Below are 23,073 nucleotides of genomic sequence, written 5' to 3'. Positions count from 1 at the left end.
CTCAACCAACCCCCTGCGAGGAGAATCATCGTGGATCTGGGACTTGCGAACGCTCGCGTCGTTGTCACCGGCGGAGCGTCCAACATCGGCCGGGGTATCGTGCACGCGTTCGCCGCCGAGGGCGCCCGAATCGTGTTGAACGACATCGACGAACCTCAGGCCAAGAAGGTGCGCGACGAGGCACTGGATCGTGGCGCCGCCGCAGTCGAGTTGGCGATCGCCGACCTCACCGAACCAGGTGGCGGCGAGGTCGCGGTCGGCGCGGCCGTCGCTCAATGGGGCGGCATCGACGTTTTGGTGAACAATGCCGGTTGGAGCGTGCCGGCATTCCTCGCCACCGATACCGATCGTGACAAATGGCAGCGCCTCATCGAGATCAATCTGTTCAGCGCGATTGCGGCCACCCAAGCGGCCATTGAGCCGATGAAGGACGCCGGTGGGGGCGCTATCGTGTTCATCGCGAGCGAAGCGGCTTTCGGACAGATCCGCCAGGGTGTCTACGGTGCTTCGAAGGCGGCGATGGTGGCACTCGCTCGCACGACCGCGCGAGAGCACGGCAGGCACGGCGTACGATCCAACGTCATCTGCCCCGGCCTCGTCATCCCGGACGGCCCTGACGCGGTGGGCGCCACGAGCCTCTGGTCGGTCGGACTGGAAAACGTCTTCAATGAGAAGCAGATCGACTACATGCTCAAGGACACCCCGCTGCGGCGACTGACCACCGCGGACGACATCGGCCGGGCCACCGTCTGGTTCTCCTCTGACCTCGCAGCGAGACAAGTTACGGGACAGCTCATCTCGATCAGCGGCGGCTACACTATGCCGTGACGCCGGGTCAGATGCCGACCGGCAGTGCGAGAACCGTCAGACCGATGAACACCAATCCGACGTAAGCGTCGAAGACGAATCGCAAGCCACGCGGCGCGATCCTCAGATCCATGAAGTACAGGCCGATGAGCCGTACCTTGATCATGGCCGCAGCGATGATCACCACGGTTGCCGCTGCGGCGAGGCGGTCGGATTGTTCGATGCCGACTGCGAAGGAGCCGAAGGTCAGCACGACGAGTGCCGACCATGCGAGAAATAAGTTCCGATGCATCTTCACGTGAAACTCACTTGAGCAAGTAGAACAGTGCGAACAAGACGACCCACAAGAGGTCGACAAGGTGCCAGTAGACGCCCGCAGTCTCGCAGAACCGTCTTTGAGATGGGCCGAGCGTCGGTTTCGACGTCACGACGACGACGCGTGCGAGCACGACGAGCCCGATCAGGACGTGCGCGAGATGGATTCCTGTGAACACGAAATAGTAGGAGAAGTACTCTCCGGCGCCGGCCCGCCTGCCCTCGCTGAACAAGCGAGTCCATTCGATGGCCTTTACGACGACGAATCCGCCGCCACAACACAGTGCTCCCACGAAGTATCGTGCGGAGCCCACGTGAGCGCCGGCCAGCACCCTGGCGACTCCGAGCGCCACCGACAGCGAGCTGGTCAACAGCAAGACGGTGTTCACCGTGCCCAGCGAAGTCAACAAGCCGACATGATCGATGGCGAACGCGTGCGGATTCTGACGACGGGAGTACATGAAGGATCCGAAGAAGAGCGCGAACACCACCATGTCGCCCAGCACCAGAACCCAAATGCCTTCTTCGCCCGGGATGCGCCGTTCGTCGGATCGCGGAGAGTCCGGCTCCGGCCGTCGGGTGATGGTCAAGGCGTGCGCGCGGCGTGCGGGACGGGCGCGCACATGGAGTCGTGTGCGGTGCCGATGGTGGCCAACAGCTGCCAGGTCATGACGAGGAACCAGGCGCCGAAGAACACGGCAACCAACCAGAACGCTAGAAGCCCGTTCCACGCGAAGACGCCGTCCTTGAAGAGCACAACAAGTCCCCCGGCGGCGAAGACGAAACCGCACCATAGATTCCAGTAGGCGAACCAGCGCGGAAAGATCTCCCGCGTCGCCCCAAAGATCGCGAAGGCGATTGCCAGGCATTGAATCGTCGCTGCCGGCCAGTTCATCACGAATGGCAACCAGCCGAGGTCGTTGAGCGCTTGGGTGATCTCGGGGTTGCGCTCCGGGCGGTACGACGCGGCAGCGAAGGCGAAGGTCGGCATCACGATCGCGACAACGGACAATGCGCAGCCGATTAGTTCGAGGTAGGCCAGCACCGAAAGCCGGCCCTCCATCTGCTTGATGCGGATCGCCATGAGGGCACCGAACGGGGCCTGCGACCCAGCGCTGGCCAGCATTAGAACGAGGCCGAGGCGTCTGAGACCTGTTCTCGTGGACCAGAACTCAGCGACCTCAACCGCTGTTCTCAACGGCGGGGCCGGCGGCAGCAGCCCGATCATGATCATCGCCGGGAAGAGCACGAGCACGAAAACGGGCCCACTCCAGGCGAGAGTGCGTTGCAATGCGGGTGTCATGTCGCTCCTTTTCCGCCGAACCGCCGCTACGGCGAGCTCGGGTCTAATATGGATTAGAATCCGTTCGAACGTCAACGCCGGAGGCCATATTCGCGATCGCCCTGAAGGTCCGCTATCCGTAGAGCGTGCCGTGCCACATCGCGACGAGTGGCCCGAGAGCGGCCTCTTCATCCGGCAGAGAAGGCTCCACCGCCAGACCCGCGATGTACAGGACGCGCTCGGTGCCCCAGAACAAGGTCGAGGCCAGCGTTCGGCCCGATTCGTTGGAAGTGATGAGGCCCGCGGCCCGTTCTCGTTCGATCTCCTCGGCTCCCGCGCTTACGAATCGCTCGACAATGCTCAACCACAGCTCGTGAAGGCCGGCGTCCGAGTGCCAGTGATGGGCTGCCGCTTGCAGGATCGGTCGATGCCGGTGCCAGGCTGCCGTTACGGCGCGCAGGCTTCGCTCGAGTGCCTCTTCGGGCGAATCCTCGTCTGACCGAACCAGGAACGGCTGCACGGTGTCGAAGATGTCATCCATCGCCCGTTCCAAGAGGCCGCACAATACCGAGAACTTGGACGAGAAGTAGAAGTAAAAGGTAGCCCGCGAGATTCCGGCCTCGACGAGCACGTCGGCGACGCTTATATCGTTGAACGACTTCTTGTCCAGCAACCGCCTCGTCGCGTCGAACAGACTATCGACGGTGCTCACGCCCGCGGTGTCGACCGATCGGTACCGGCCGGCCGCTCGACGCGAGATCTCGGACATCGCCGCGAGCGTACTACTCGCAACGACGGGGCGGTGCAATTTGCAGTGCTCGTAATTTATTTGGAATTCGAAACTGGTATACACAGTGTATGGACATAGTGTTAGTGTGAGGCAGTCAACAATTAGCCGTGGTATGAGACCGATGCCGCACCGCTCATCGGTTGGTGCCAGTGCCGCGGCCTCGACGTCTCGAGAAGGGTTCCAACGCGATGGATCGAACACTTGCCACCGGATGGTGGCCTTTAGTCAGTGACCACCAAGGGTGGCCACCCAACATGCAACCCGCCCCCGGCGAGTTCACGGCGAGCACCGTATCGGAAGTCATCTTCTTCTTCGTCGCTGGCGCCGCGGTCGTCATCTTCGCCTTGCCGTGGGCCATTCGGGCTGCCCTGGGGAGTCGCAACTTCGTTCCCTTGCTGGTACTCGGCAGTGGCCTGATCTGCAGCCTGCTCGAGCCGATGCTCGACCTCTTGGGCCACCTGCACTGGGCCCATAATCTGGTACCGGCGTTCACCAACTTCGGCATCACCGTGCCAGCTCTCATTCCGCTGTGCTACGTCGCTTTTCTCGGGCTGGAGTCGTACTTCTGCTACTTCGTGATCCGTAACGGTGCCCATCGCAACGTCTTCTTCATGCTCCTCGGGCTCGGCATTGCCACCGACGCCCTCATGGAAAGCATCGGCATCAATCTCGGGGTCTACCTTTACTACGGCGTGCAGCCTTACAAGTTCTTCAACTTCCCGTACTGGTGGGGCTTCATCAACGGCGGCTCGTTCGTCACGGTCGGCGCCATCCTGGCGTTCGCGGTGCCGCGACTCAAGGGAGCCCAGAAGCTGCTGCTGCTCCTCGCGGCACCGTTCGGGATGATGGTGGCCTACTTCGGTGTGGGATCGATCCACATCCTCGCGCTGAACTCCACCATCCCTGTGTGGATGCGTTGGGTTGCCACCACGATCATGATGGTCATGATGGTCGGCTGGATGGTCATCCTGCACCGTCTTGTCGGTCGGCCCGCAGAGCTACCCGCGCCGCGGTGGACAACCTGGCGGGTCTTCGCCTACGGCAAGCTCACGCCCTCACGTGCCACTCGAAAGGCCATGTGGCAACAGATGTGCGACGAAGGCGGAGTCAAGCGCGGCGACGGCATCGCGTCGGATCCCGAGGATCCGACACAGGCGATCGTGGTGGGGCCTCGCGTCGTCCTGGGCAACGCCGCCAGCCAGGCGGCGCGTACGCCGCAAGCCGCGGGTTCGCTCTAACACCGCTGCTCGTCAGCAGCCAACTTCGGCGCCCCTGCTTCGCGGCAGGGGCGCCGAATTGGTCTCGGGCGAGATGCGCCGGTGGCGACCGAGCATCCGTCGTTCCTCGGCCGGTTCCGACCCACGCGCGCAGCACTGTGTCAAAGCTTCAGTACTGAATAAGCGGACACGGAGAGGGCCGGGACGGCCGCCAGAAGCGAAGGCGCCTGAGGCGCGTACGGATCATCGCCGCCGCCCGCGAGGTGTTCAGCGATGCCGCGATCCATCAATACTTCGGCGGCAGCGAGGCTTCTATCGGCACTCGGTCCAACGAGCGTCCGGCCGTGGACGCGGCCACTCCGACGAGGAGGTCAGCCTCCTTGGTTGCCGACCTACTTTAATCTATATTAAATTCTATTGCTTCTGACATGCAGGGAAAGGCGCTCGCGATGTACACCGGACTGTCGGACGAAGAGACGATGTTGATCGACACTGTGCGCGAGTTCGTCAACCGAGACGTCAAGCCGACGGTTCGCGAGGTCGAACACGCGAACACCTACCCTGCCGAGTGGATCGATCAGATGAAGCAGATCGGCATCTACGGGCTCGCCGTCCCCGAGGAGTTCGGAGGCTCACCGGTGTCGACCAGGTGCTACGTGCTGGTCACTCAGGAACTCGCCAGAGGTTGGATGAGCCTGGCGGGCGCCATGGGCGGCCACACGGTCGTCGCCAAACTGCTGACCACGTTTGGCACGGATGACCAGAAGGCGCGGTACCTGCCCATCATGGCGTCGGGCGAATTGCGCGCCACAATGGCGCTCACTGAACCGAGCGGTGGATCGGACCTCCAGGGCATCTCGACCGTCGCGGTTCGCGAGGACGAGGACTTGGTGATCAAGGGGTCCAAGACTTGGATATCCAACGCGCGCAAATCCGGACTGATCGCGCTGCTATGCAAGACCGATCCGCATGCCAATCCCAAGCATGCCGGCATCTCGGTCGTGCTGGTCGACAATCCCACTGCCGGCCTCTCGGTGTCTCGCGATCTTCCCAAGCTCGGCTACAAGGGCGTGGAAAGCTGCGAATTGTCGTTCGACGACTGTCGGGTGCCCGCGTCGGCTGTCCTCGGTGGCGAAGCGGGACAGGGATTCTCACAGATGATGCGCGGCCTTGAGATCGGCAGGATCCAGGTAGCGTCACGCGCACTCGGCGTCGCGACGGCGGCGCTCGAAGACGCGGTGTCCTATAGCCAACAACGGGAGAGCTTCGACAAACCCATCTGGAAGCATCAGGCGATCGGCCACTACCTGGCGAACATGGCCACAAAACTGACGGCTGCCCGCCAACTCACGTTGCACGCGGCGGATCGATACGACAGCGGAGATCGCGCCGACATGGAGGCTGGGATGGCCAAACTCTTCGCGTCCGAGGTCGCCATGGAGAACGCTCTGGATGCGGTCCGAATCCACGGAGGGTACGGCTATTCCACCGAATACGACGTCGAACGCTACTTCCGCGACGCGCCGTTGATGATCGTGGGAGAAGGTACCAACGAGATCCAGCGCAACGTAATCGCCTCACAGTTGATCGCCCGTGGTGGGGTGTAGTGAAACCGTTGGCGCAGTAGTACTTAGCTTCTGTCCGTGCCACCCGGCCACGACGGTCACCCCAGGACGCCGCGCGCAACTTTGCGCCTTATCGGAGTAGGGCGTTCTTAGAAGGTCCAGCGATCAACCGCTTGGCGGCCCTCCAGCTACGTCGTACTCAGACCAATGGGTCCTGCGCTCACGTTCCGTCTACAGCAGCCGGACTCGAAGCGATCGGGACGCTCGAGTGGCCACTCGCCGACACCGATGTGGGAGTAGCTGGGGCCTCGGCTAGTGATCCACCTACGACATGTCAATGACGGACAACCGCTGGTATCCAAGAGAAGTAATCGAACCCTCTCTCGTGCTGACGAACCGTCCAACCGAGTTCTCACCGATTAGCCCATGCGCAGTGCCCTCTCGTTGAGGAATCGTGATACTCAGACGGCTCCCCGATAATGACCAACTCCGTCGGGCGACCTTCGCCGCCTCCTCCATCGCCCAACGATGCGCGCGGCTTGGAACGGGGTGATGGTGGGGACGGCGCCGGGTAGGCCTGGCTGCGCATTCTGCTTGACCGCCCCAACCCGCTGATGGGCTTGGGGCGGTTTGCGTTGTGCAGATCAGCCGAACTCAGCCCACCCCAGCATTTCCCGATAGAGAAGCTCGTTTGGCAGCGCGTCTGGCATCGGGCGGGGATCATCCGCCCAGCAACCGAGCACGCGGTGTTTCTGCGTTGTGACCGTTACCAGCACCTTGTTGCGAATGATGAAGTGAGAGAACTCCTCCAGGTAGCACAGCGTCTCTCTGAAGAGGGTTGTCGCCAAGGTGGCGATGTCTGCAGCGTACGTGGGCGGCTGAAATGGGTTGGATGACTGCGCGTTCCACACCCCAAGCCTGTCCAGTTGGACTTGACTGAGCGGTGTGGCGGCGGGGTCGAACTCTGCAAGACCATTGAGGGTGATCGCCACCGTTGTCGACGAGCCGTAGCTGCGAGACAGCCGATGTTGTGTGTCGAGCGGAAGCGCGTGGATTCGGTTGCGCAACTGTCCAATGACCCAGGCGTACGAGCCCAGTGATTCTAGCTGTGCCGTATCTGTCGGCTCGAACTTCGCAATCACCGACCGCAATTCTTCGGTGGATGTGAGGGAGCCGCGCTGGTTGTCGGGATCAAGGGTCGTATCGAACAAGGTCCGGGTGACGCGGGCATACCTGTCCATCGCGGCGCACAGGTACAGCAGCATTCGGTCGAATGCTTCACCAGCCGTCTCTGACATGTCGGATCGCTGCATGTCGTTCGATGCGGCGGTGCTCAACGTTGCGAGTAGGTGGTCCACAGCCCGCGCGGCGCGGCCGAGGCGCAGTGCAATCGCTGACATGGACTGAACGAGGTTGAGGTCGAGACCGGCTGTGGCCATCAGCCGGATCGAGGTGAGGTGCGGAACGGATGCGTCGATGCCCGCCTGGTACAGGTCTGCGACCGAGGTCGCGTTGTAGGTTTGGACGTACTCGCCCCCGCCAAGCAACCGTCCTTTGGCCACGGTCAGAACGGGATTGCCCGTCATGCGAAGGTAGTGCCCGAACAGCGGGACCAACTGGCTCGGCGTCACGCTCACGATCAGATCGTTGTCAGCGACATCGTCGCGCCCCGCCGTGGGCGCAGTGGTCACGATGACATCAGCCCCAATTGCTGCGGACGCACATGCGAGAGCGGCAGCACGGTGACGGTCAGCCAGCGTGATCCCCGAGTCGTCCGTGTACGAAGCAAGCGCCGCTTCGTCAAGCATCGCGTAAACACTGAAAAAGTGCCCACTGGCTGCCAGCCTTCTGTCGCCGTCCTCGTAACCGGACACTCCGACAGTCGAGGAATCCATGAACTTCGGAGCGTCTGCGACGGTCGTGAACGTGAACTGGTACCACCGGCGACATTCGAGAACCTGCATCCAACGTTGAGGCTCTGATTCGTCGTTTTGGACGAAAAGGAGGGGTTCGACTTCCTCGTCATGGGCGAGAACTCGCATTAGCTCCGGCGTGGGCTCCGCGAGGGTCTGCACATCGATGGCAACACGCATCTTTCGCGTGTTCGGTCGGAGCGGGAATAGTGGTCCGGCTTCACGTTGTGTGCTGTTCCGGTCACCGGGTGGTCGCACGTACCGCATGAACCTGTGTCGAGGCGAGTCATCGGGCACATCGAGAGTCACGACTCAGTGATAACAGGTGACCCTGAAACTAGCGCGCGACCAAAGCCTGCGAGCCGTCGGCCCGCAGCGAGCGGCTGCACAACCTTCTGACGGATCGCGGGGCGCACCCGGGATGTTGTGCCCGGCTGCGAGAGAAGTCCGGCCTCGACGACGGCGGCCGCGCCCTCGTCCCTGCGGTGCTCCGCGGCATAGCGACGGGTCGTCCTGACGGACTGTTCGACGGTTACCGAGCACAACGAGCACGAGGACGCACCGCTCCTGGCCGAAGGTGCCTGCGCAGCCTTCCGAAAGCCTTGGGGCCCGCGAACCCCGGCTGACCGAGCAGGATGCGCTCGATGTGCTCGGGACGATTTAGAGGATCCACCGCAGGCTCTACGCTGTGCGCCGAGTGACGTGACCTGATCCGCCGCCACTGCGAGCGAACAGCGGCGCGCCCTCCGCCAAACCCCGGTCTACGCCTCATCGGCGATGTGGTGACCAATCGGTCCGGCTCGGATTTTGCCGACATTGTCGTGAAGCCACCGCGCATCGCGATAGTCAGCAGATTCGGTTTATCGCAGTACGCCACTACCCTGATGGGGTGACTGGTAATGCCGATCAGTGGGCCGACGACGGCGACGACGGCGACTTCCGGTTGGCACTACCGGGCGTTCGTGAATCGCTCATCGAAGCAGAAGCCGACTCCCGCGCGGGCCGCGCATTCAGCGAGGGACGCATCCGCGCTCACTACGGCTTGCTGCCGCGAGACGCAGACCAGGACGAGTTGCGCCTGCGATGCACGGCGCACGGCAACTGGATGTCCGATCATCCCGATGCCGTGGCGGCCGCGGAAGAGTGGGCTGACGGAAACCTCAACGAACTGGATCACACCTGAAGCAACGATGCCAGCCCGGCCTCCTCCCGCGAGGCCAGAATGAAAACAAAGAAGAATCTCGCGGATTACTTCACGTTCTTGCTGTTCTGTTGGCAGCGGCCGTACTTGCCGCGTGCTCATCGACCCATCCAACCAAGCACACAGGGTCGGGGTCATCAGCCCCGTCCGGCGCGACAATGATTTCAGAAGGGCCCATGGAATCCACACCCATTGCGCCGTCACCGAAGATCCCGAAAAGCTAACAAGAGGCCCAGGACTCAGTGCTTCGGTACCTGCAGGAAAATGAACTACCCCAGGTTTAGTTCCGATCCTTATAGGAGGATTGGAAGCTATGCCCCGTCAGTATTCGCCGGAGTTTCGGCAGCGTGCGTTGCGGTTGTTGGACACTGTGATGGAAGCCTCGGAAGTGTCGGAGTTCGAGGCCATAAAGTCTGTCGCCAGCAAACTCGATATTTCGGAGGAGTCGGTGCGTCGGTGGCGACGCAAGGCCCAAGTCGATGCTGGTGAACGGCCGGGCATGACCAGTTCTGAGCATGCCGAGATCCGTAAGCTCAAGCGCGAGAACGCTGAACTGCGCAGGGCTAACGAGATTTTGAAGTCAGCATCTGCGTTTTTTGCCGCGGAGTTCGACCGCCCCGCGACGAAATGATCGCCTACATCGATGCTCATCGCGATCAGTTCGGGGTCGAGCTCATCTGCCGTGTGCTGCGGGCAGCTATCCCCGGATTCCTCACCTCGCGGGGTTATCGGGCCGCGCGGACCCGACCACCGTCGGACCGGGAGATCCGCGATGAGCAGCTGATCGCTGACCTTGAGGCGGTGCACCGGCAGAACTACTCGGTGTATGGGGTCAAGAAGATGCACGCGGCGATGACACGGCGTGGTTGGCAGCTGGGCCGTGAACAAACCCGCCGGTTGATGCGCAAGGCCGGGTTGCGCGGCGCCCAGCGGGGCAAGCCGGTGTTCACCACGATCAGCGACCCGGCCGCGATCCGGCCGGCCGATCTGGTCAACCGCCAATTCCGGGCCGCTGCACCGAACCGGCTATGGGTCGCCGACATCACGTTCGTGCGGACCTGGCAGGGGTTCTGTTACACCGCGTTCGTCACTGATGCGTGCACCAAGAAGATCGTTGGCTGGGCGGTCTCGGCCACGATGCGCACCGAAGACCTCCCGCTTCAAGCATTCAATCACGCTGTGTGGCAGTCGAATACCGATCTATCCGAGTTGGTTCATCATTCCGACCGCGGATCCCAGTACCTATCGCTGGCCTATACCGACCGGCTGGCTGAACTGGGGATCGCGCCCTCGGTCGGGTCGCGTGGCGATAGTTATGACAACGCCCTCGCTGAAGCGGTCAACGCCGCCTACAAGACCGAGCTCATCAACCGCGGCAAGCCCTGGCGGTGCATCGATGATGTCGAACTCTCGACCGCCGAATGGGTGGCCTGGTACAACCAGGAACGCCTGCACGAAGCCCTCGGCTACGTTCCACCCGCCGAGTACGAGGCCGCCCTCACCGGCACCTCACACCCTGCGAGCCAGCCGACCCCGGCCCTCGCAACCGAGTAGGAACTAAACCTGGGGTAGTTCAAAACAGTCGACGGGTTGCCACGGGGCACCGTCCTAGACACGAGCGACACCATCGGCGGCAGCAACGTCGGCTGCGATGACAACTACACCGGCCCCGGCCCCGGCCCCGGCCTCACCGAATTTTCGTTGTTCGCCAAAGTGATCGGGCCCGCCGGCGTGAAGGGGCAGATCTCATCGCACACGCCGGAGAGCTTTGGCGAAGCTGGGGCATCACGGTGATCGAGCGCGACGGCTTCGAAAAACCCAACCATTCGGTTACTTCCCAGACGGATACCACATACAAATCAAGGCGGCATATCCTCCCGACTATCCACCGACCATTGTCGCAACATCGCCGTGCTTCCCCGGCGACCTACGTCGAGATGGCCTACCGGTTCCCAAGGTGATCCAGCAAGGCTCGCCGGGCAGCTAGTTGTTACCGGTCGCCGCCGGAAAACGGTCGGCGACCCTATTGCGCCCGCTATTTCCACGCGGGCCAAAGGTGTCAGCGATGGCCGGTCCTGCCGGTGCTGTCGGTGGGCGCGGGCATACTGCTGAGCATGTCCGACGTTGAGCCACCAGCCCTAGCCGCGGTGTTGGCCGGTGAGGATTCGTCGGTTCGGCGCGCGGTGCAGTTAGTCGGCCAAATCTTGACGGGGTCGGTAACCACGCAAGTCACCCTCGCGGGGTTTCTGCATGCGATGTTGGGCCGATCGGGGTCGGATCTGGTATGTGAGTCACGGCGGTTGTCGTCGATCGGACACGTCGCGGCCGGATTGGCGCTGGCCGCGCTGATTGACCGCTTCGATCCCCCGGTCGGGCCCAGCGACGACGATGAGCCACCGACCTGGGCGCACATCGAGATTGGCGACAAACACCTTGCGCCGCCTGCGCGGCTGTCGGCGTTCTTCACAGCCGGCCAGCTCGCCCCCGCGCCCGTCGTGGTCCGGCTAAGTTCATCGACGCTGTATTCCGATACGCCACGGCTGCAGGTCTACACCACCCCTGCTGATCGCGGTCACGCCGTCGCCGTGATCGAGGCGATCATGAACGACGCCGATGGCGCCAAAAACCTCTACCGTGGTCGAGCGCTGACCGCATCCGAGAACAACGGCCTGGTTCTTGAGGTCACGGAAATCCCGGCCCTTAGCCGCACGAATGTGATTGTGCCCGAGTCGGTATGGGAAGAAATCGACCTCAATATCGCCGCGTTGACCACCCACCGGCAGTTGATGACCCAGTTGGGCTTGGGAGTACGCCGAGGAATCTTGCTCGCGGGACCGCCCGGCGTCGGCAAGACCGCGATCTCGCAAACCATCGCCGCGGAACTCGTCGGGCCGTTCACCGTGATCAATGTCGATGCCCGCGCCGGCAAATCAGTGCTGTCCGCCGTGTACAAAGAGGCCCGTGCACTAGGGCCCACCGTGATCGTGCTCGAGGACATCGACCTCATCGTCGGCAATCGCCGCCACCACGGCGAAGTTCGTCCTCTCTCGGAGTTCTTGGCTGTCATGGACACAGACCCCTCAGCGCCGATCTTGACGCTGGCTTCCACAAACGACGTCGCGGCTTTGGACGCGGCGGCGATCCGGACCGCACGCTTCGACTCGATCATCGAGATCGGCTATCCCACACGCGAGGCGGCCGCACAAATCCTGACCACCTATCTGCGGGGCATTCCCGGAGCCCAATCCATTGATGCCAGCCACGTCGCCGCCCACTTCACGGCCCAAACCAATGGCGCCGACATCCGCGAAATCGTTCGCCGAACCGTTCTAGCCACCGGCACGGTCACCGATACCGCGCTCCTGGCCACCATCCAGTCAGGCCGCTTCAAACCCGAACTACCCCAAGGCACCTACCTGTGATCGACAGCGCAGTCCTAGGCTCAGCCAGTGACTGGTCGGCGCTACGGACCCGCAGAAGCGCACGGATCAGTGCGGCAGCGGCCTGACGATCTGGTCGATTGGGAAACCACGGCTGAGCTCCTGCGCGGTCAAGTGCTTGTTAGCCGATGCGACACACCGCAAACCGCAAGTTGGTTTCGCGTCGAGATTCGCGGTCAAGACGACCCCCTTTAGCCTCGATTCTGAAGTCATACGACAGAATCCAATGCTCGGCATCGACACTGGGTTCGTCATGGTGTCACCTTGATTTCTCGTCAACCGGTGATCGAGATCGGTCCGCGCTAAGATCGACTCCGGCCGACCGTGGAATCACACCCTCAAATCGGAGCTCGGAAGCCCTTCAATGTCGGAGTGTTTGGTCGCTGTGTCTGCTTCATCGACGATCATTCGGGTGGACGGGGAACCAAGCGGCGCTGCACGCAGTACGATCGCCCGGTATTTGGTGAATGTGATTGCCCCACTGCTCAATTAGGCGAGAAAATTCACGCCCCAGGATCGGAGTCCAGCCCTCCAGTGCGCTGTAGGCAATGGTGCCGCGTAGCGCGCCTCGCTGCTCGGGTTAGCGGTGTCGAGCCACCTCCTGCCGACCATGTGGGGCCACGCCCAACCTCCGTCACGGTTACACGCGCCCCCGGGCACACCAGGGTGGCCGACGTTGCGGGGCGGACCTGGCCGGCGGCACTGCGAGGCGTCTGATCGGCGGTGAACCGCCCCATGCGCGGCCGGATCGTCACCCGTTGTCCGACTCTTTTGGTCAGCCAGCAGACCAGGCCCGTCTGACGCAGTGTAGCACTAGTAGTGCAAGGGCCGGTTCGCACTGCTTCAGACCCCGCGCATCCGGCCGTCGCTCGACGCCCGCGTGCGGCGACTGGAATGCAGCATCATTTGGTAGGCCGCTTGGAGCGTCTCTTGCGCACTGGCGTCCGTTCGGGCACGGCAAGCAGATCAGCGACTGTCACATCGAGGGCCTCCGCGAGGTCAAAGAGCCGCTCGTAGAGCAGACCACGCCGGCCGAACTCGACATCGATCAGCACATTGCGCGTCACACCCGAGTGCAGCGCGAGGATTTCCTGCGTCATGCCGCGTTGAACGCGGAGTTCGCGAATGTTGCGCCCGACTATTCCTCGCCACCGTTCCCATTGGGCAACCCGCTCGGGGTTGTTTTGGCTCGGGCGCGTGGGCACGCTCTCAGGTAAACGGCGAGCGCAACCGATGTCTGCCCTACTAGTAGTACATTGCTCGGAGTCGGCCTTCTTCCTCACTCGTCGACCGGAAGGCAGGTCGACGTTGCCTGGTGATATGGGATGAGGGTCGGCGGGCCCTACGGGTCTTCCGGCGGCGTGCATTGGTCCTCGATCGATCCTGTATTGCTGTGCTCAGGCGAAGGTGCGCCGGCCACAATATGCCGGAGCCTGCCGATCCGACTGCCGCCATCTGATGGCGAGGCACTTGATTCTTATCTCGAAGCGCTTGCGTACCGGTCGCACACGCCATGGGGCGACCTTCTCCGTGCTGTCGGTCTCGACAACCCGTCGATGGGATCAAGAACCGGGATCTATGGCTGGTTGCTTGGGCTCACCGGATCGCAGTCATCGGCACTGAGCCAAAGCACCGGTGTTGATACCAGCAGGCTTGCGTCGATGACGGTTGCGGGACTGATTCGCTCACCGAACGCTGCTAGAAGGCCGGCTGCGGCGGTGCCGATTTTGCGGGCGCCCGAAAGGTCGCGCTATTGCCCGATGTGCCTGGCCGAAAATGGCGGTCGGTGGCAGTTGTGGTGGCGGCTGCGCTGGGCCATTGCGTGCCCCGTACACCACTGCCTGCTTGTCGACTGCTGCCCTGAGTGTGGGCGCTGGCAGAGGGTCGGACCGATAGCTTCGGGCACGCTTATGGCGCCGGGGTTTTGTTCGCAACAAACGCCAGTGGCGCATGGTCGCAAGGCGTTTCGATGCGGCGCGGCGCTGTCGGGGTCAGCCGTGCAACGTTTCCCCGTTGATCACCTGGTGCTCATAGCGCAGCGACGCATCCTGAAGTGCCTTGACCAACAAGGGGTGTCCGATTGCATTTACATTGGCGGCCCTGTTGACGTATCTCAGTTTTTCGCCGATGTCGCCGCGATTGGAAATCGCGTGCTGAGGTTTTCATCTGGCGACATTGTTAAGAAGCGCACGCCGAGCGACCTCGTGGACCTTTACGCGCAACTGGTTTCCGGTGACGCTGGCCAAGCGGTGGTGGCCAATCCCGCGGTGACGGCAGGTGGTGCTGCGTTGGCGCTGGTTGCCGCGCTCGCCGTTCTGGGTAGCCCTGACGTACGACACGCTGAGGTACGGATGCGCTGGATCGTAGCGACTCCGGGTGCACGCGCCACGTCGGTGACTGCGACTCATTTCGGCAGAGGCAAAATCGTCAGCGGCCCGTTGCGCGCTGTCCAGTTGTCAGCACTTGAAACCTACCTGGGCCCTAGCGATCAACTTCGCTACCGAAGCGGCACCCACTCCCCCAGTGACCCGGCCGTGTTAGCGGAACGGCAGCGACACATTCCGGCGTTGCTATGGCACTCGGTTGCAATGCGTTTCCCCCCGGTAGGTCTAGCGGCCGAGCAGCTGGCCGCGACGCTGGCCTGCGCCGTCATGGTGGTCGGCACGCGAATTACCCTCGGCGAAGCGGCCCGGCGTTTCGGGTCGATCACGACGGCGCCGGCCGTAGCGCGTGTTCTTCAACGGTTAAGCACTGCCAAGGACTGGGGAGGATTGCGAGCGGCGTTGATCCGCGTCGCGGACGACCTTGATGCAGGCGCTTGCCCCATCGACTACGAACGGCGGCGTGCACTTCCCTTCTATCAGCTGATGGATGGTGATAAGTGGTACGAAATATGCTGTGAGACAATGGTCGAGGCCAGCCCGGCAATGCGGGTCGAATTGGTCCGGTGTTGGATGTATGAGCGGATGACCGGCTCCCCTGCGCATCGATGTCCCACGGCCGACCGTAAGCGTGAGTTCCACCGCCAGCTGTCCAAACTCACTCAGTCGATGACGCCGGACCTCTCGGTGCTTCTCGACCGTTCTGCCACAGAGTTTTTGGAGAAACACGGATGCGGTGGGGAGCCGCTACTGTGGCACCCCACGGTAAGCTCCTGCCCAGTTGAATCGCATCCTCGAACTTTGGGTGCTGACATTGAATCTGGAATGGGCTGCTGCCGCGATGCGATGCGGCCGCCAACGGCTGCTCGCTTGCTCGGAGGGCAGACTCCGTGATGTTGGCAAAGGCCCTGTCGTCGTTTGCCCTTCGGAAACGGCGATGGCCGAACGCGGTGTACAGCGTGCAGGGGTGTCAATGCCTTGGCCGGCCGGCGGGGTCATTTAACCGTGTCGATGCGTGCTTCGATCTGATGCACCAGGTCAGCCACTGTATGACCAAGAGCTGTCGGCCGCCATGGTCTTAGACGCGAACCACTCCTAACGAGCAGTTCCTCGCCGAAATTGCTCTCTAATCGGATGATCTGCCCTCTTAGCACCGAAGCGCCGCAGCCGCATTCTCTCGCCGCCGCAGCAAGAGTTTGACAGCGTGATGCGCGCGCGAACCGCTGAAGGCGCCGCCACGCCTTAATGTCGACCATCGCCGGCAGCAAGATCTCGCCGCCGGGAAGTTCACGAGCGATGGCGGCAGCAAGCGGAGGGTGGGGGTGGTCATATTCGCGAAGCATTATTCTGTGCTCGACGGCGCAGCACCGGATGCGATCTTCGGAGACTCCCAGTTCAGCGCTCATCTCGCGCACGGTGTGGTGCTGCACAATATTGCGGTCGCGGATCCATGTCGCGGGGATATGCTTTCGGTCGTTGCCGCGAAGGTGCATGCCGTAGCTGCGGGCCAGATCGCCGATGGGGCCGCCTTTGTTGATTCCGACAAGCATGGCGATCTGAGGAAGCGATAGCCCTTTGTCCTCGTAGAGTTTTCGTAGTCTCGCCTCGGGCAGGGCGGCTTGGGCGCGTTCGAACTGAGTAGGGACGTGTTGCGGGATTTGGCGGAGCGGATTGTGTTTCAGCTCGTGTCGTATGACGTTTGCGGGTAGGCCGAGGCGGCGTGCAGCTTCTCGTATTGAGACGTTGCCCGCACCAAGAAGCCGGCGCAGCGCGCGGATCTGCACCGCGTGGCAGTACTGTCCCGGCAGATCCAGCTCGCCTAGCCATTCCAGCGGCGGCGTCCAACTAACGGGTTCATCGTCGACTCCACGTCGACGCAGGAATTCTGCAGCCACCTCATCTAGGTGCGTGACCAGCTCGGGAGTCAACATCAACAAGAATCTGTCAGCAGCAAACCGACCCTTTCTCGGTGGAATGGAGAAAGGCATTGCGGTGGGGGGAAGGCCGCTGATGCGGTCGAAGAGCCACGTTCGTGCCGCGTGATGTATCAGCGGGCTTTGTGAACTCACTCGCGCCAACGAGGTAAGCCCTTCCCACTGCCGCAGAGAAAGAAGGCCCCTATAGTCGAGCGCGCAACGACGCCGGTAATCGATGGGCGGCGGCGCACTTACCAATCGATCGTGGAGACGAATCAGAGCCGCGGCAATAGCGGGCCATTTCGGATGCGCATGTAGAGCGGCAAAGACCTGGCTGGTAGTTCTGTCGGGGATCCGGCATCGCATGGCCTTTTCGAGGTGTTTTTGCGGTGTCGTGGTTGCGACTATGGTGACAAGTAGCGCCAAGGCCTGTCGTTGCGTCGCCATCGTGAAACCGCCGATGCGCAAACGAAATGCCCAGCCATCCCACAGGGCATTGGGCACACAACGCAGAATCAGTGCATCAGGGCCGGCCGGCATGGGATAGGAGGGAACTGCCGAATAGAGTCGGTAGCGAAGCTGGTCGGTAGCGGCAATGAAACGTCGCCGGCCCACCCAGGAGGCGATATCGATTGCGCACAGGACGGTGCTAGGGTGTTGTCCCAACTTGCTGTAAGTGGGTCTGATGCGGTTGTGGAAGCGGCAGTCACCAAAGGTAAAGCCCCGCAACATTTCTGCGGCTTGTGGAATTGAGGGCTGCAGCATGACCATTAGGGCTGCCGTGGTTCCGGTGGCCACTGCTGATGCGCACGACGTGGCGGCCAGGCCGCGCCGGGTGGGTGTTTGGCCGAGTTTGGTCCACAGACGAGTGCGCCAGTAGCGCGTGTGTTGGCTGTGATCGACGGTCCCTAGATGTCGAGCAATCGCCCGCGGCGTGGTGGTCGTCAGGATGCGGTTAGCGAGCATCTGGATGTCAACGAGAAATTGTGCCGATGAGACCGGTTGTACGCCATACACTCCGGCGTCCACGCTCGGCTGTGTTAGCAGTGCGCTCAGCTGGCCCTGATAGTCCAGCACTGGGTGGTCAGGTGGCAAAGTGTCGGGCTGAATATCGATGAGTGAGCCGCCGCAGCGTCGTCGTTCTCCGGCCGGTCCGACCGATGCGCAGCATCGATTCGGCCCAGGTCTCAATTTGCCGTTACACCAGCCGTACGCGACAGACACTGTTTGTGAGCATGTCGGGCAGGTATCGATGAGAAAACAACGGTGACGTTGACATACGGTCACCCAGGGCAGACGCCAGTCAAGAGACCACCGGCCGTGGTTGTCGGCCAGGCAACGCGGGCAGAAGCGTTGCCGGGTAATCGCTCCCCAGGAGGTCCAGGCGATGCGTCGGCGCCTGTCAATGGTAATGAGCGTGCCGTCGAGTGGTTGCAGTGTCATGGCGTGCAGGCGACTTTCATCTACGGCCGTCACCCTTGCGATGTGGGCGAGTTCGTCGGGATTTAGCCACGCAGTGAACTTGGCGGCGGTTACAACTGCCTGCTTTCGCAACGAAGCGGGCATGACGGTGTCGAGGAGCTCCTCCCAGGTCACGTCGAGTCGTTGTGCCAAGGCAACCAGCCATGACTCGAGCGCTTCACCTGCAAGTGGCGGGATCCTGATGGGAAGCGTGCGCGCCGACACGGCCTCTACAGAGCGGATGTGCCTGAGAGAGCGGGCGCGGACGGTGGTGTCCGGCAGGGCCGATAGGGGCATCAGGTCGTCCGGCGGTACCGTTTCGGTTTGGAGATCAATCGGCCGGCGGCGAACCCAGCATGCAGTTCGGCACGCTTTTGTTCTGAGGCTTCATCGTTTCGGATACCCTCGAGCAGGGCCTTATTCACCACTTCCCGACCGCTCGTGACAGCAAGATGACACGCACGGGTGATCAGCGCCATCAGCGATCCGATGCGACCACTGCTGCGCTCCCACAGATAGTCGGATAGCTCATCGGCGAGCATGCCTTGCTCCTTGTCCGCCACAACGATCCGCTTCTCGATAGACAGCAGCAGCCGTCGCCACTCCCATCGCCCGGGTTCATCGTCGATGGTGAATTCACGCATGGTCAAGCCGGTGATCCGTCTGCCTGACTGTCCCAGGACATCTCCGGCGTATTCGCCGTCACTGTAGAGTCCGCGCTGGCGCAGACCGATACCGATGAACACGATGGTCAGCGGAAATTCATTGCTGATGTATTTGAACTGGTTGCTGATCTCTCGACTCGTAGTTCGTACTTTAAGGAAGTGGAGGTCATCAACGATCAAAAGCCTTGTCTGGCAGGACAGTACACAGTCCAGTGCGCGCCGAGCGAAGTCCGTGGCGGTGCCCGTTTTCGCTCCGGCATGGTTGTAGAAGCTGAGCATGGCCCGGTTGAAGGCTCTCATGTCGGTGTTTCCGGTCATACCAACCCGGCAGACCGGCCAACGTTCGTTGTCCCCGACGTATTCGCCTAGTTCGTCGATTTCTCGCCGATGATATTTGAAGGCGAGGTCCTGGACGGCGATGGACTTGCCGATGGCTGGAGGTCCTTCGATTCCCAGGCATCCTTTGGCTTTGTCACCGTCTTGCATGTTGCTGTCGATGACAAGTTCAACGGCCTTTTGAATTTCCTTCAAGGGTTCAGTTCTGATCGTCGGGAGGTTGGCGTGCCAGATCCGTCGCTGCCGGTTATAAGATTGTCGCGCTTTCTCACTGAGCGATCTGATCTCTTTGCGTGTCAACAGTTCGGGCTGGATACGTGCGGCAGCGTAGGCCCGCCGTTGCCAGCCTTCCTTGCGCGACAGTGTCAGGTTGTCTAAACCGCCCAGAGCCGTCACGCCTGTCCCCCGGGAACTTTCACCAAGGGCGTCAGCGCCCGGTCGCTCACGCCCATTGGCGAGTCATCACGTCTAGATCTGGTCGTCATTGGCGTCCTCGAATGCGTCGGCGTAGTAGTCGTCGTCGGTCACGTCGTCCCAGTCGCCCGACTGATCCAGGTCATCATCAACGGCTGGCGAACCTGACTGAGGGCTAGCGCCTTCCATGTCTGCGTCCACCGAAGCCTCTGTGCCCGATTCGAGTCGGTCCTCTTCGGTCACTAGGCCATCGAGAAGGCTGGCACGTTCGCGAGAACGTTCCATTGCGATGCGGCGGCCTGCTGCGGACTTACCTAGCTCGAGGTTCCAGTCCCGCAGCAGTGCCGTCATGGCGGCCGCCGGGTCGGCGCTTCGTCCCTGGGCGACCGCGAGCCGGCGCGCGTAAGCGACGGTGTACTCGTCATAGGGGAATGGTGATTCGGGTGCCTCGTTCCATCGCAGCGTGTGCCATTTACGCGTCGTGGGATCGCGAAAGTAGACGCGAGTGACGTCGTCGGGGTCGATATAGATCGGCCATCGCCGTTTGGCCTTACTGAACTACCCCAGGTTTAGTTCCTACTCGGTTGCGAGGGCCGGGGTCGGCTGGCTCGCAGGGTGTGAGGTGCCGGTGAGGGCGGCCTCGTACTCGGCGGGTGGAACGTAGCCGAGGGCTTCGTGCAGGCGTTCCTGGTTGTACCAGGCCACCCATTCGGCGGTCGAGAGTTCGACATCATCGATGCACCGCCAGGGCTTGCCGCGGTTGATGAGCTCGGTCTTGTAGGCGGCGTTGACCGCTTCAGCGAGGGCGTTGTCATAACTATCGCCACGCGACCCGACCGAGGGCGCGATCCCCAGTTCAGCCAGCCGGTCGGTATAGGCCAGCGATAGGTACTGGGATCCGCGGTCGGAATGATGAACCAACTCGGATAGATCGGTATTCGACTGCCACACAGCGTGATTGAATGCTTGAAGCGGGAGGTCTTCGGTGCGCATCGTGGCCGAGACCGCCCAGCCAACGATCTTCTTGGTGCACGCATCAGTGACGAACGCGGTGTAACAGAACCCCTGCCAGGTCCGCACGAACGTGATGTCGGCGACCCATAGCCGGTTCGGTGCAGCGGCCCGGAATTGGCGGTTGACCAGATCGGCCGGCCGGATCGCGGCCGGGTCGCTGATCGTGGTGAACACCGGCTTGCCCCGCTGGGCGCCGCGCAACCCGGCCTTGCGCATCAACCGGCGGGTTTGTTCACGGCCCAGCTGCCAACCACGCCGTGTCATCGCCGCGTGCATCTTCTTGACCCCATACACCGAGTAGTTCTGCCGGTGCACCGCCTCAAGGTCAGCGATCAGCTGCTCATCGCGGATCTCCCGGTCCGACGGTGGTCGGGTCCGCGCGGCCCGATAACCCCGCGAGGTGAGGAATCCGGGGATAGCTGCCCGCAGCACACGGCAGATGAGCTCGACCCCGAACTGATCGCGATGAGCATCGATGTAGGCGATCATTTCGTCGCGGGGCGGTCGAACTCCGCGGCAAAAAACGCAGACGCTGACTTCAAAATCTCGTTAGCCCTGCGCAGTTCAGCGTTCTCGCGCTTGAGCTTACGGATCTCGGCATGCTCAGAACTGGTCATGCCCGGCCGTTCACCAGCATCGACTTGGGCCTTGCGTCGCCACCGACGCACCGACTCCTCCGAAATATCGAGTTTGCTGGCGACAGACTTTATGGCCTCGAACTCCGACACTTCCGAGGCTTCCATCACAGTGTCCAACAACCGCAACGCACGCTGCCGAAACTCCGGCGAATACTGACGGGGCATAGCTTCCAATCCTCCTATAAGGATCGGAACTAAACCTGGGGTAGTTCATACCGGTGTAAGGGCTGTCGAGGTTGCGGTAGCCGTCCAGTGCCGGGCCGTTGTATCGGCGTTCGTGGTATTGAACGCCGTAATGAAGGATGCGTCCATGGGTGGTTTTCAAGAACTCGAAGGCGAGGTCGGGGTCGCGTGGGGCTTCGATAAAGCCGGCGCGCGCGATGCCATGTTCATACATTTCGGCCGGCGACATGCGCAGCCCCGGCACGCTGGGATCGACCAGCCCGTCATGGGGACGGTTGTGATACACCACCGCGACCCATTTGCGGATGATCTGTTCGAGCTCATCGATGTAGAAAAACGCCTCGTGTTCAGGTGACTCACCGCGCGAGTAGACATCAGGGCCTTTGTATCCGGGCAAGTGTTGCAGCAGATCCTCGCGCACGGTGAGGAAGAAACGCTCAATGATCCCCTTATCTCGGCCCGTCCTGATGCGCGCTGGTTGGATGGAGATCCCTAGCCGCTGACAGACGCTGTTGATGTGCTGTGAGCGGAACGCCTTTCCGTGATCAACCACCAAAGTCTCAGGCACGACGGTGGGAAGGCATTGTCCGGTGGTGTCGCCAGTGAGGAATTCGACCGCGGGGAAAACCGAACGGGGAACGCCGTGTTCGGGCCACACGGCCTCGCGTGGCCAATCCACCGGAGCGGGTGGCGGTCTAAAGGTCTGGTAGAGCAACCCCGCCACATCGGAAGAGTTGGTGGTAGGGCTAAGGCGCAGCGCGGTGATACAGCGGGTGTACCAGTCCATCGCCACGGTGAGCTCGACACTGACCCACTTGAGGGTGATGGGATCGAGGGCAAAGACATCTAGTCTGGTGCTGTCCATCACGAGGTATTCCCCCGGCCGCGTGGGCCGCAACTTGCCATATGTGCGGGCAGGGCGTAGGGCGATGTCGCGGTTTCGTTTTGCACTTAAATCGAATGTGTGTATCTGGCGTTCCAACGTGCTCAGGATCCGATAAGCCGACGCACGCGACGGCGTCGCGACCACGCCGTCGCCATGGGTCAACGTCATCCGGGCATTCGTCTGGTGAATGACACTAGCTCGGGAAGGCTTTGACTTTGTGCTGTGCTCGGCCATGACCCCCGCGGCGCCGCGGACCCACCGTGGATCGGCCGCGCCGAAGGGGTCACTGCCGCGAGTCGAGGCCAGCCCAGCCTCACCGTGGTCACGGTAAGCCGCCACCCAGCGTTCGATAGTCCTTGCCGTACAGCCGACCTCGGCCGCTTTGGCCCGGTAGCGCGCTTCTAGCGGCCGATCAGCGGAGTACTCGGCGCGAGGCTCACCGGGCAAAGCCAGCACTTCGGAACCCGACTTATATCCCGTGAGAACCTCCCGTACGTGGCCAGCCCTTTCGGCGACGTCCTGCCGAGTAGCTTCATCCAAGTGAGACAGCGCGACCGACGCCACCTCACCTGGATCGTCGCTGCGGGGACCATCGTCATCACCGATGACCATGGCGCGGCCACGCGTTATCAGCTCACGTAGGCCAATC

General features: G+C 62.1%; 18 protein-coding genes and 2 other annotated features. Of the genes, 7 read left to right on the top strand and 11 right to left on the bottom strand.

Going from position 1 to position 23,073, the window contains the following annotated elements:
• Nucleotides 1–30: 30 nt before the first annotated feature.
• Entirely contained in the window at nucleotides 31–828 is a 798-nt protein-coding gene (locus tag AC0KS4_RS06205; RefSeq protein ID WP_238957576.1) for an SDR family NAD(P)-dependent oxidoreductase, read from the top strand.
• A gap of 7 nt (nucleotides 829–835) precedes the next feature.
• On the opposite strand, the gene AC0KS4_RS06200 is transcribed toward AC0KS4_RS06205, so the two are convergent.
• The 4 genes from AC0KS4_RS06200 to AC0KS4_RS06185 form a co-directional block, all read right to left on the bottom strand.
• Entirely contained in the window at nucleotides 836–1,099 is a 264-nt protein-coding gene (locus AC0KS4_RS06200) for a cytochrome C oxidase subunit IV family protein (protein WP_275254727.1), read from the bottom strand.
• A gap of 13 nt (nucleotides 1,100–1,112) precedes the next feature.
• The gene (locus AC0KS4_RS06195; protein WP_238957574.1) at nucleotides 1,113–1,745 is read right to left on the bottom strand and encodes a cytochrome c oxidase subunit 3; all 633 of its coding nucleotides are present in this window, start codon (nucleotides 1,743–1,745) and stop codon (nucleotides 1,113–1,115) included.
• The gene (locus AC0KS4_RS06190) at nucleotides 1,709–2,425 is read right to left on the bottom strand and encodes a hypothetical protein (protein WP_238957573.1); all 717 of its coding nucleotides are present in this window, start codon (nucleotides 2,423–2,425) and stop codon (nucleotides 1,709–1,711) included. The genes AC0KS4_RS06195 and AC0KS4_RS06190 overlap by 37 nt, the downstream gene beginning before the upstream one ends.
• A 112-nt stretch (nucleotides 2,426–2,537) precedes the next feature.
• The gene (locus AC0KS4_RS06185) at nucleotides 2,538–3,173 is read right to left on the bottom strand and encodes a TetR/AcrR family transcriptional regulator (protein WP_041784857.1); all 636 of its coding nucleotides are present in this window, start codon (nucleotides 3,171–3,173) and stop codon (nucleotides 2,538–2,540) included.
• A 209-nt stretch (nucleotides 3,174–3,382) separates the two neighbouring features.
• Here AC0KS4_RS06185 and AC0KS4_RS06180 point away from each other — a divergent pair, with 209 nt between their 5' ends.
• A complete protein-coding gene (locus tag AC0KS4_RS06180) occupies nucleotides 3,383–4,432 on the top strand; it encodes a hypothetical protein (protein WP_238957571.1) in 1,050 nt (349 codons plus the stop codon).
• A 428-nt stretch (nucleotides 4,433–4,860) separates the two neighbouring features.
• Nucleotides 4,861–6,018: an acyl-CoA dehydrogenase family protein gene (locus tag AC0KS4_RS06175; protein ID WP_041785449.1), complete on the top strand. Its 1,158-nt coding sequence runs from the start codon at nucleotides 4,861–4,863 to the stop codon at nucleotides 6,016–6,018.
• Between the two features lie 602 nt (nucleotides 6,019–6,620).
• Here AC0KS4_RS06175 and AC0KS4_RS06170 read toward each other — a convergent pair.
• The gene (locus tag AC0KS4_RS06170) at nucleotides 6,621–8,069 is read right to left on the bottom strand and encodes a hypothetical protein (protein ID WP_014384216.1); all 1,449 of its coding nucleotides are present in this window, start codon (nucleotides 8,067–8,069) and stop codon (nucleotides 6,621–6,623) included.
• Nucleotides 8,070–8,778: 709 nt separating this feature from the next.
• Here AC0KS4_RS06170 and AC0KS4_RS06165 point away from each other — a divergent pair.
• The 3 genes from AC0KS4_RS06165 (at nucleotide 8,779) to AC0KS4_RS06155 (ending at nucleotide 12,512) form a co-directional block, all read left to right on the top strand.
• Complete coding sequence (locus AC0KS4_RS06165) at nucleotides 8,779–9,072, top strand: hypothetical protein (RefSeq protein ID WP_238957570.1); 294 nt, start codon at nucleotides 8,779–8,781, stop codon at nucleotides 9,070–9,072.
• A gap of 331 nt (nucleotides 9,073–9,403) precedes the next feature.
• A protein-coding gene (locus AC0KS4_RS06160) for an IS3 family transposase (protein WP_472408499.1) occupies nucleotides 9,404–10,644 on the top strand; the annotation gives its coding sequence in 2 pieces (ribosomal slippage) (nucleotides 9,404–9,688 and nucleotides 9,691–10,644; 1,239 coding nt in all).
• Nucleotides 9,679–9,796: a sequence feature (AL1L pseudoknot), on the top strand. (Overlaps the previous gene by 118 nt.)
• Nucleotides 10,645–11,420: 776 nt before the next feature.
• Nucleotides 11,421–12,512 carry an ATP-binding protein gene (locus tag AC0KS4_RS06155; RefSeq protein ID WP_472408498.1) on the top strand — a complete coding sequence of 364 codons (1,092 nt, stop codon included), beginning with the start codon at nucleotides 11,421–11,423 and terminating at the stop codon, nucleotides 12,510–12,512.
• A gap of 920 nt (nucleotides 12,513–13,432) precedes the next feature.
• Here the strand turns inward: AC0KS4_RS06155 and AC0KS4_RS06150 are convergent.
• On the bottom strand, nucleotides 13,433–13,735 hold the full coding sequence (locus AC0KS4_RS06150) for a helix-turn-helix domain-containing protein (RefSeq protein WP_051019710.1): 303 nt from the start codon (nucleotides 13,733–13,735) through the stop codon (nucleotides 13,433–13,435).
• Nucleotides 13,736–13,855: 120 nt separating this feature from the next.
• On the opposite strand from AC0KS4_RS06150, the gene AC0KS4_RS06145 reads away from it, so the two are divergent.
• Nucleotides 13,856–15,805, top strand: a complete 1,950-nt coding sequence (locus AC0KS4_RS06145) for a TniQ family protein (RefSeq protein ID WP_238957568.1) — start codon at nucleotides 13,856–13,858, stop codon at nucleotides 15,803–15,805.
• Nucleotides 15,806–15,906: 101 nt separating this feature from the next.
• Here the strand turns inward: AC0KS4_RS06145 and AC0KS4_RS06140 are convergent, their stop codons facing one another.
• From AC0KS4_RS06140 to AC0KS4_RS06120, 5 genes are all read right to left on the bottom strand, one after another.
• Complete coding sequence (locus AC0KS4_RS06140) at nucleotides 15,907–18,585, bottom strand: TniQ family protein (RefSeq protein ID WP_238957567.1); 2,679 nt, start codon at nucleotides 18,583–18,585, stop codon at nucleotides 15,907–15,909.
• A complete protein-coding gene (locus tag AC0KS4_RS06135; RefSeq protein WP_238957566.1) occupies nucleotides 18,585–19,685 on the bottom strand; it encodes a TniB family NTP-binding protein in 1,101 nt (366 codons plus the stop codon). The genes AC0KS4_RS06140 and AC0KS4_RS06135 overlap by 1 nt, the downstream gene beginning before the upstream one ends.
• Nucleotides 19,686–19,757: 72 nt before the next feature.
• Nucleotides 19,758–20,054: a hypothetical protein gene (locus tag AC0KS4_RS06130; RefSeq protein WP_238957565.1), complete on the bottom strand. Its 297-nt coding sequence runs from the start codon at nucleotides 20,052–20,054 to the stop codon at nucleotides 19,758–19,760.
• 225 nt (nucleotides 20,055–20,279) lie between these two features.
• A protein-coding gene (locus AC0KS4_RS06125; protein ID WP_425326349.1) for an IS3 family transposase occupies nucleotides 20,280–21,460 on the bottom strand; the annotation gives its coding sequence in 2 pieces (ribosomal slippage) (nucleotides 20,280–21,233 and nucleotides 21,236–21,460; 1,179 coding nt in all).
• Nucleotides 21,128–21,245 (bottom strand) — a sequence feature (AL1L pseudoknot). It overlaps the preceding gene by 118 nt.
• Nucleotides 21,345–23,036, bottom strand: a complete 1,692-nt coding sequence (locus AC0KS4_RS06120; protein WP_425326390.1) for a transposase — start codon at nucleotides 23,034–23,036, stop codon at nucleotides 21,345–21,347. Before AC0KS4_RS06120 ends, AC0KS4_RS06125 begins: the two co-directional genes overlap by 116 nt.
• Nucleotides 23,037–23,073: the final 37 nt, after the last annotated feature.

The organism is Mycobacterium sp. NTMscope_MAC_12 (assembly GCF_976985675.1).
The sequence above is the reverse complement of the archived record's forward strand: the minus strand, read 5'-3'. Positions and strand labels throughout refer to the sequence as shown.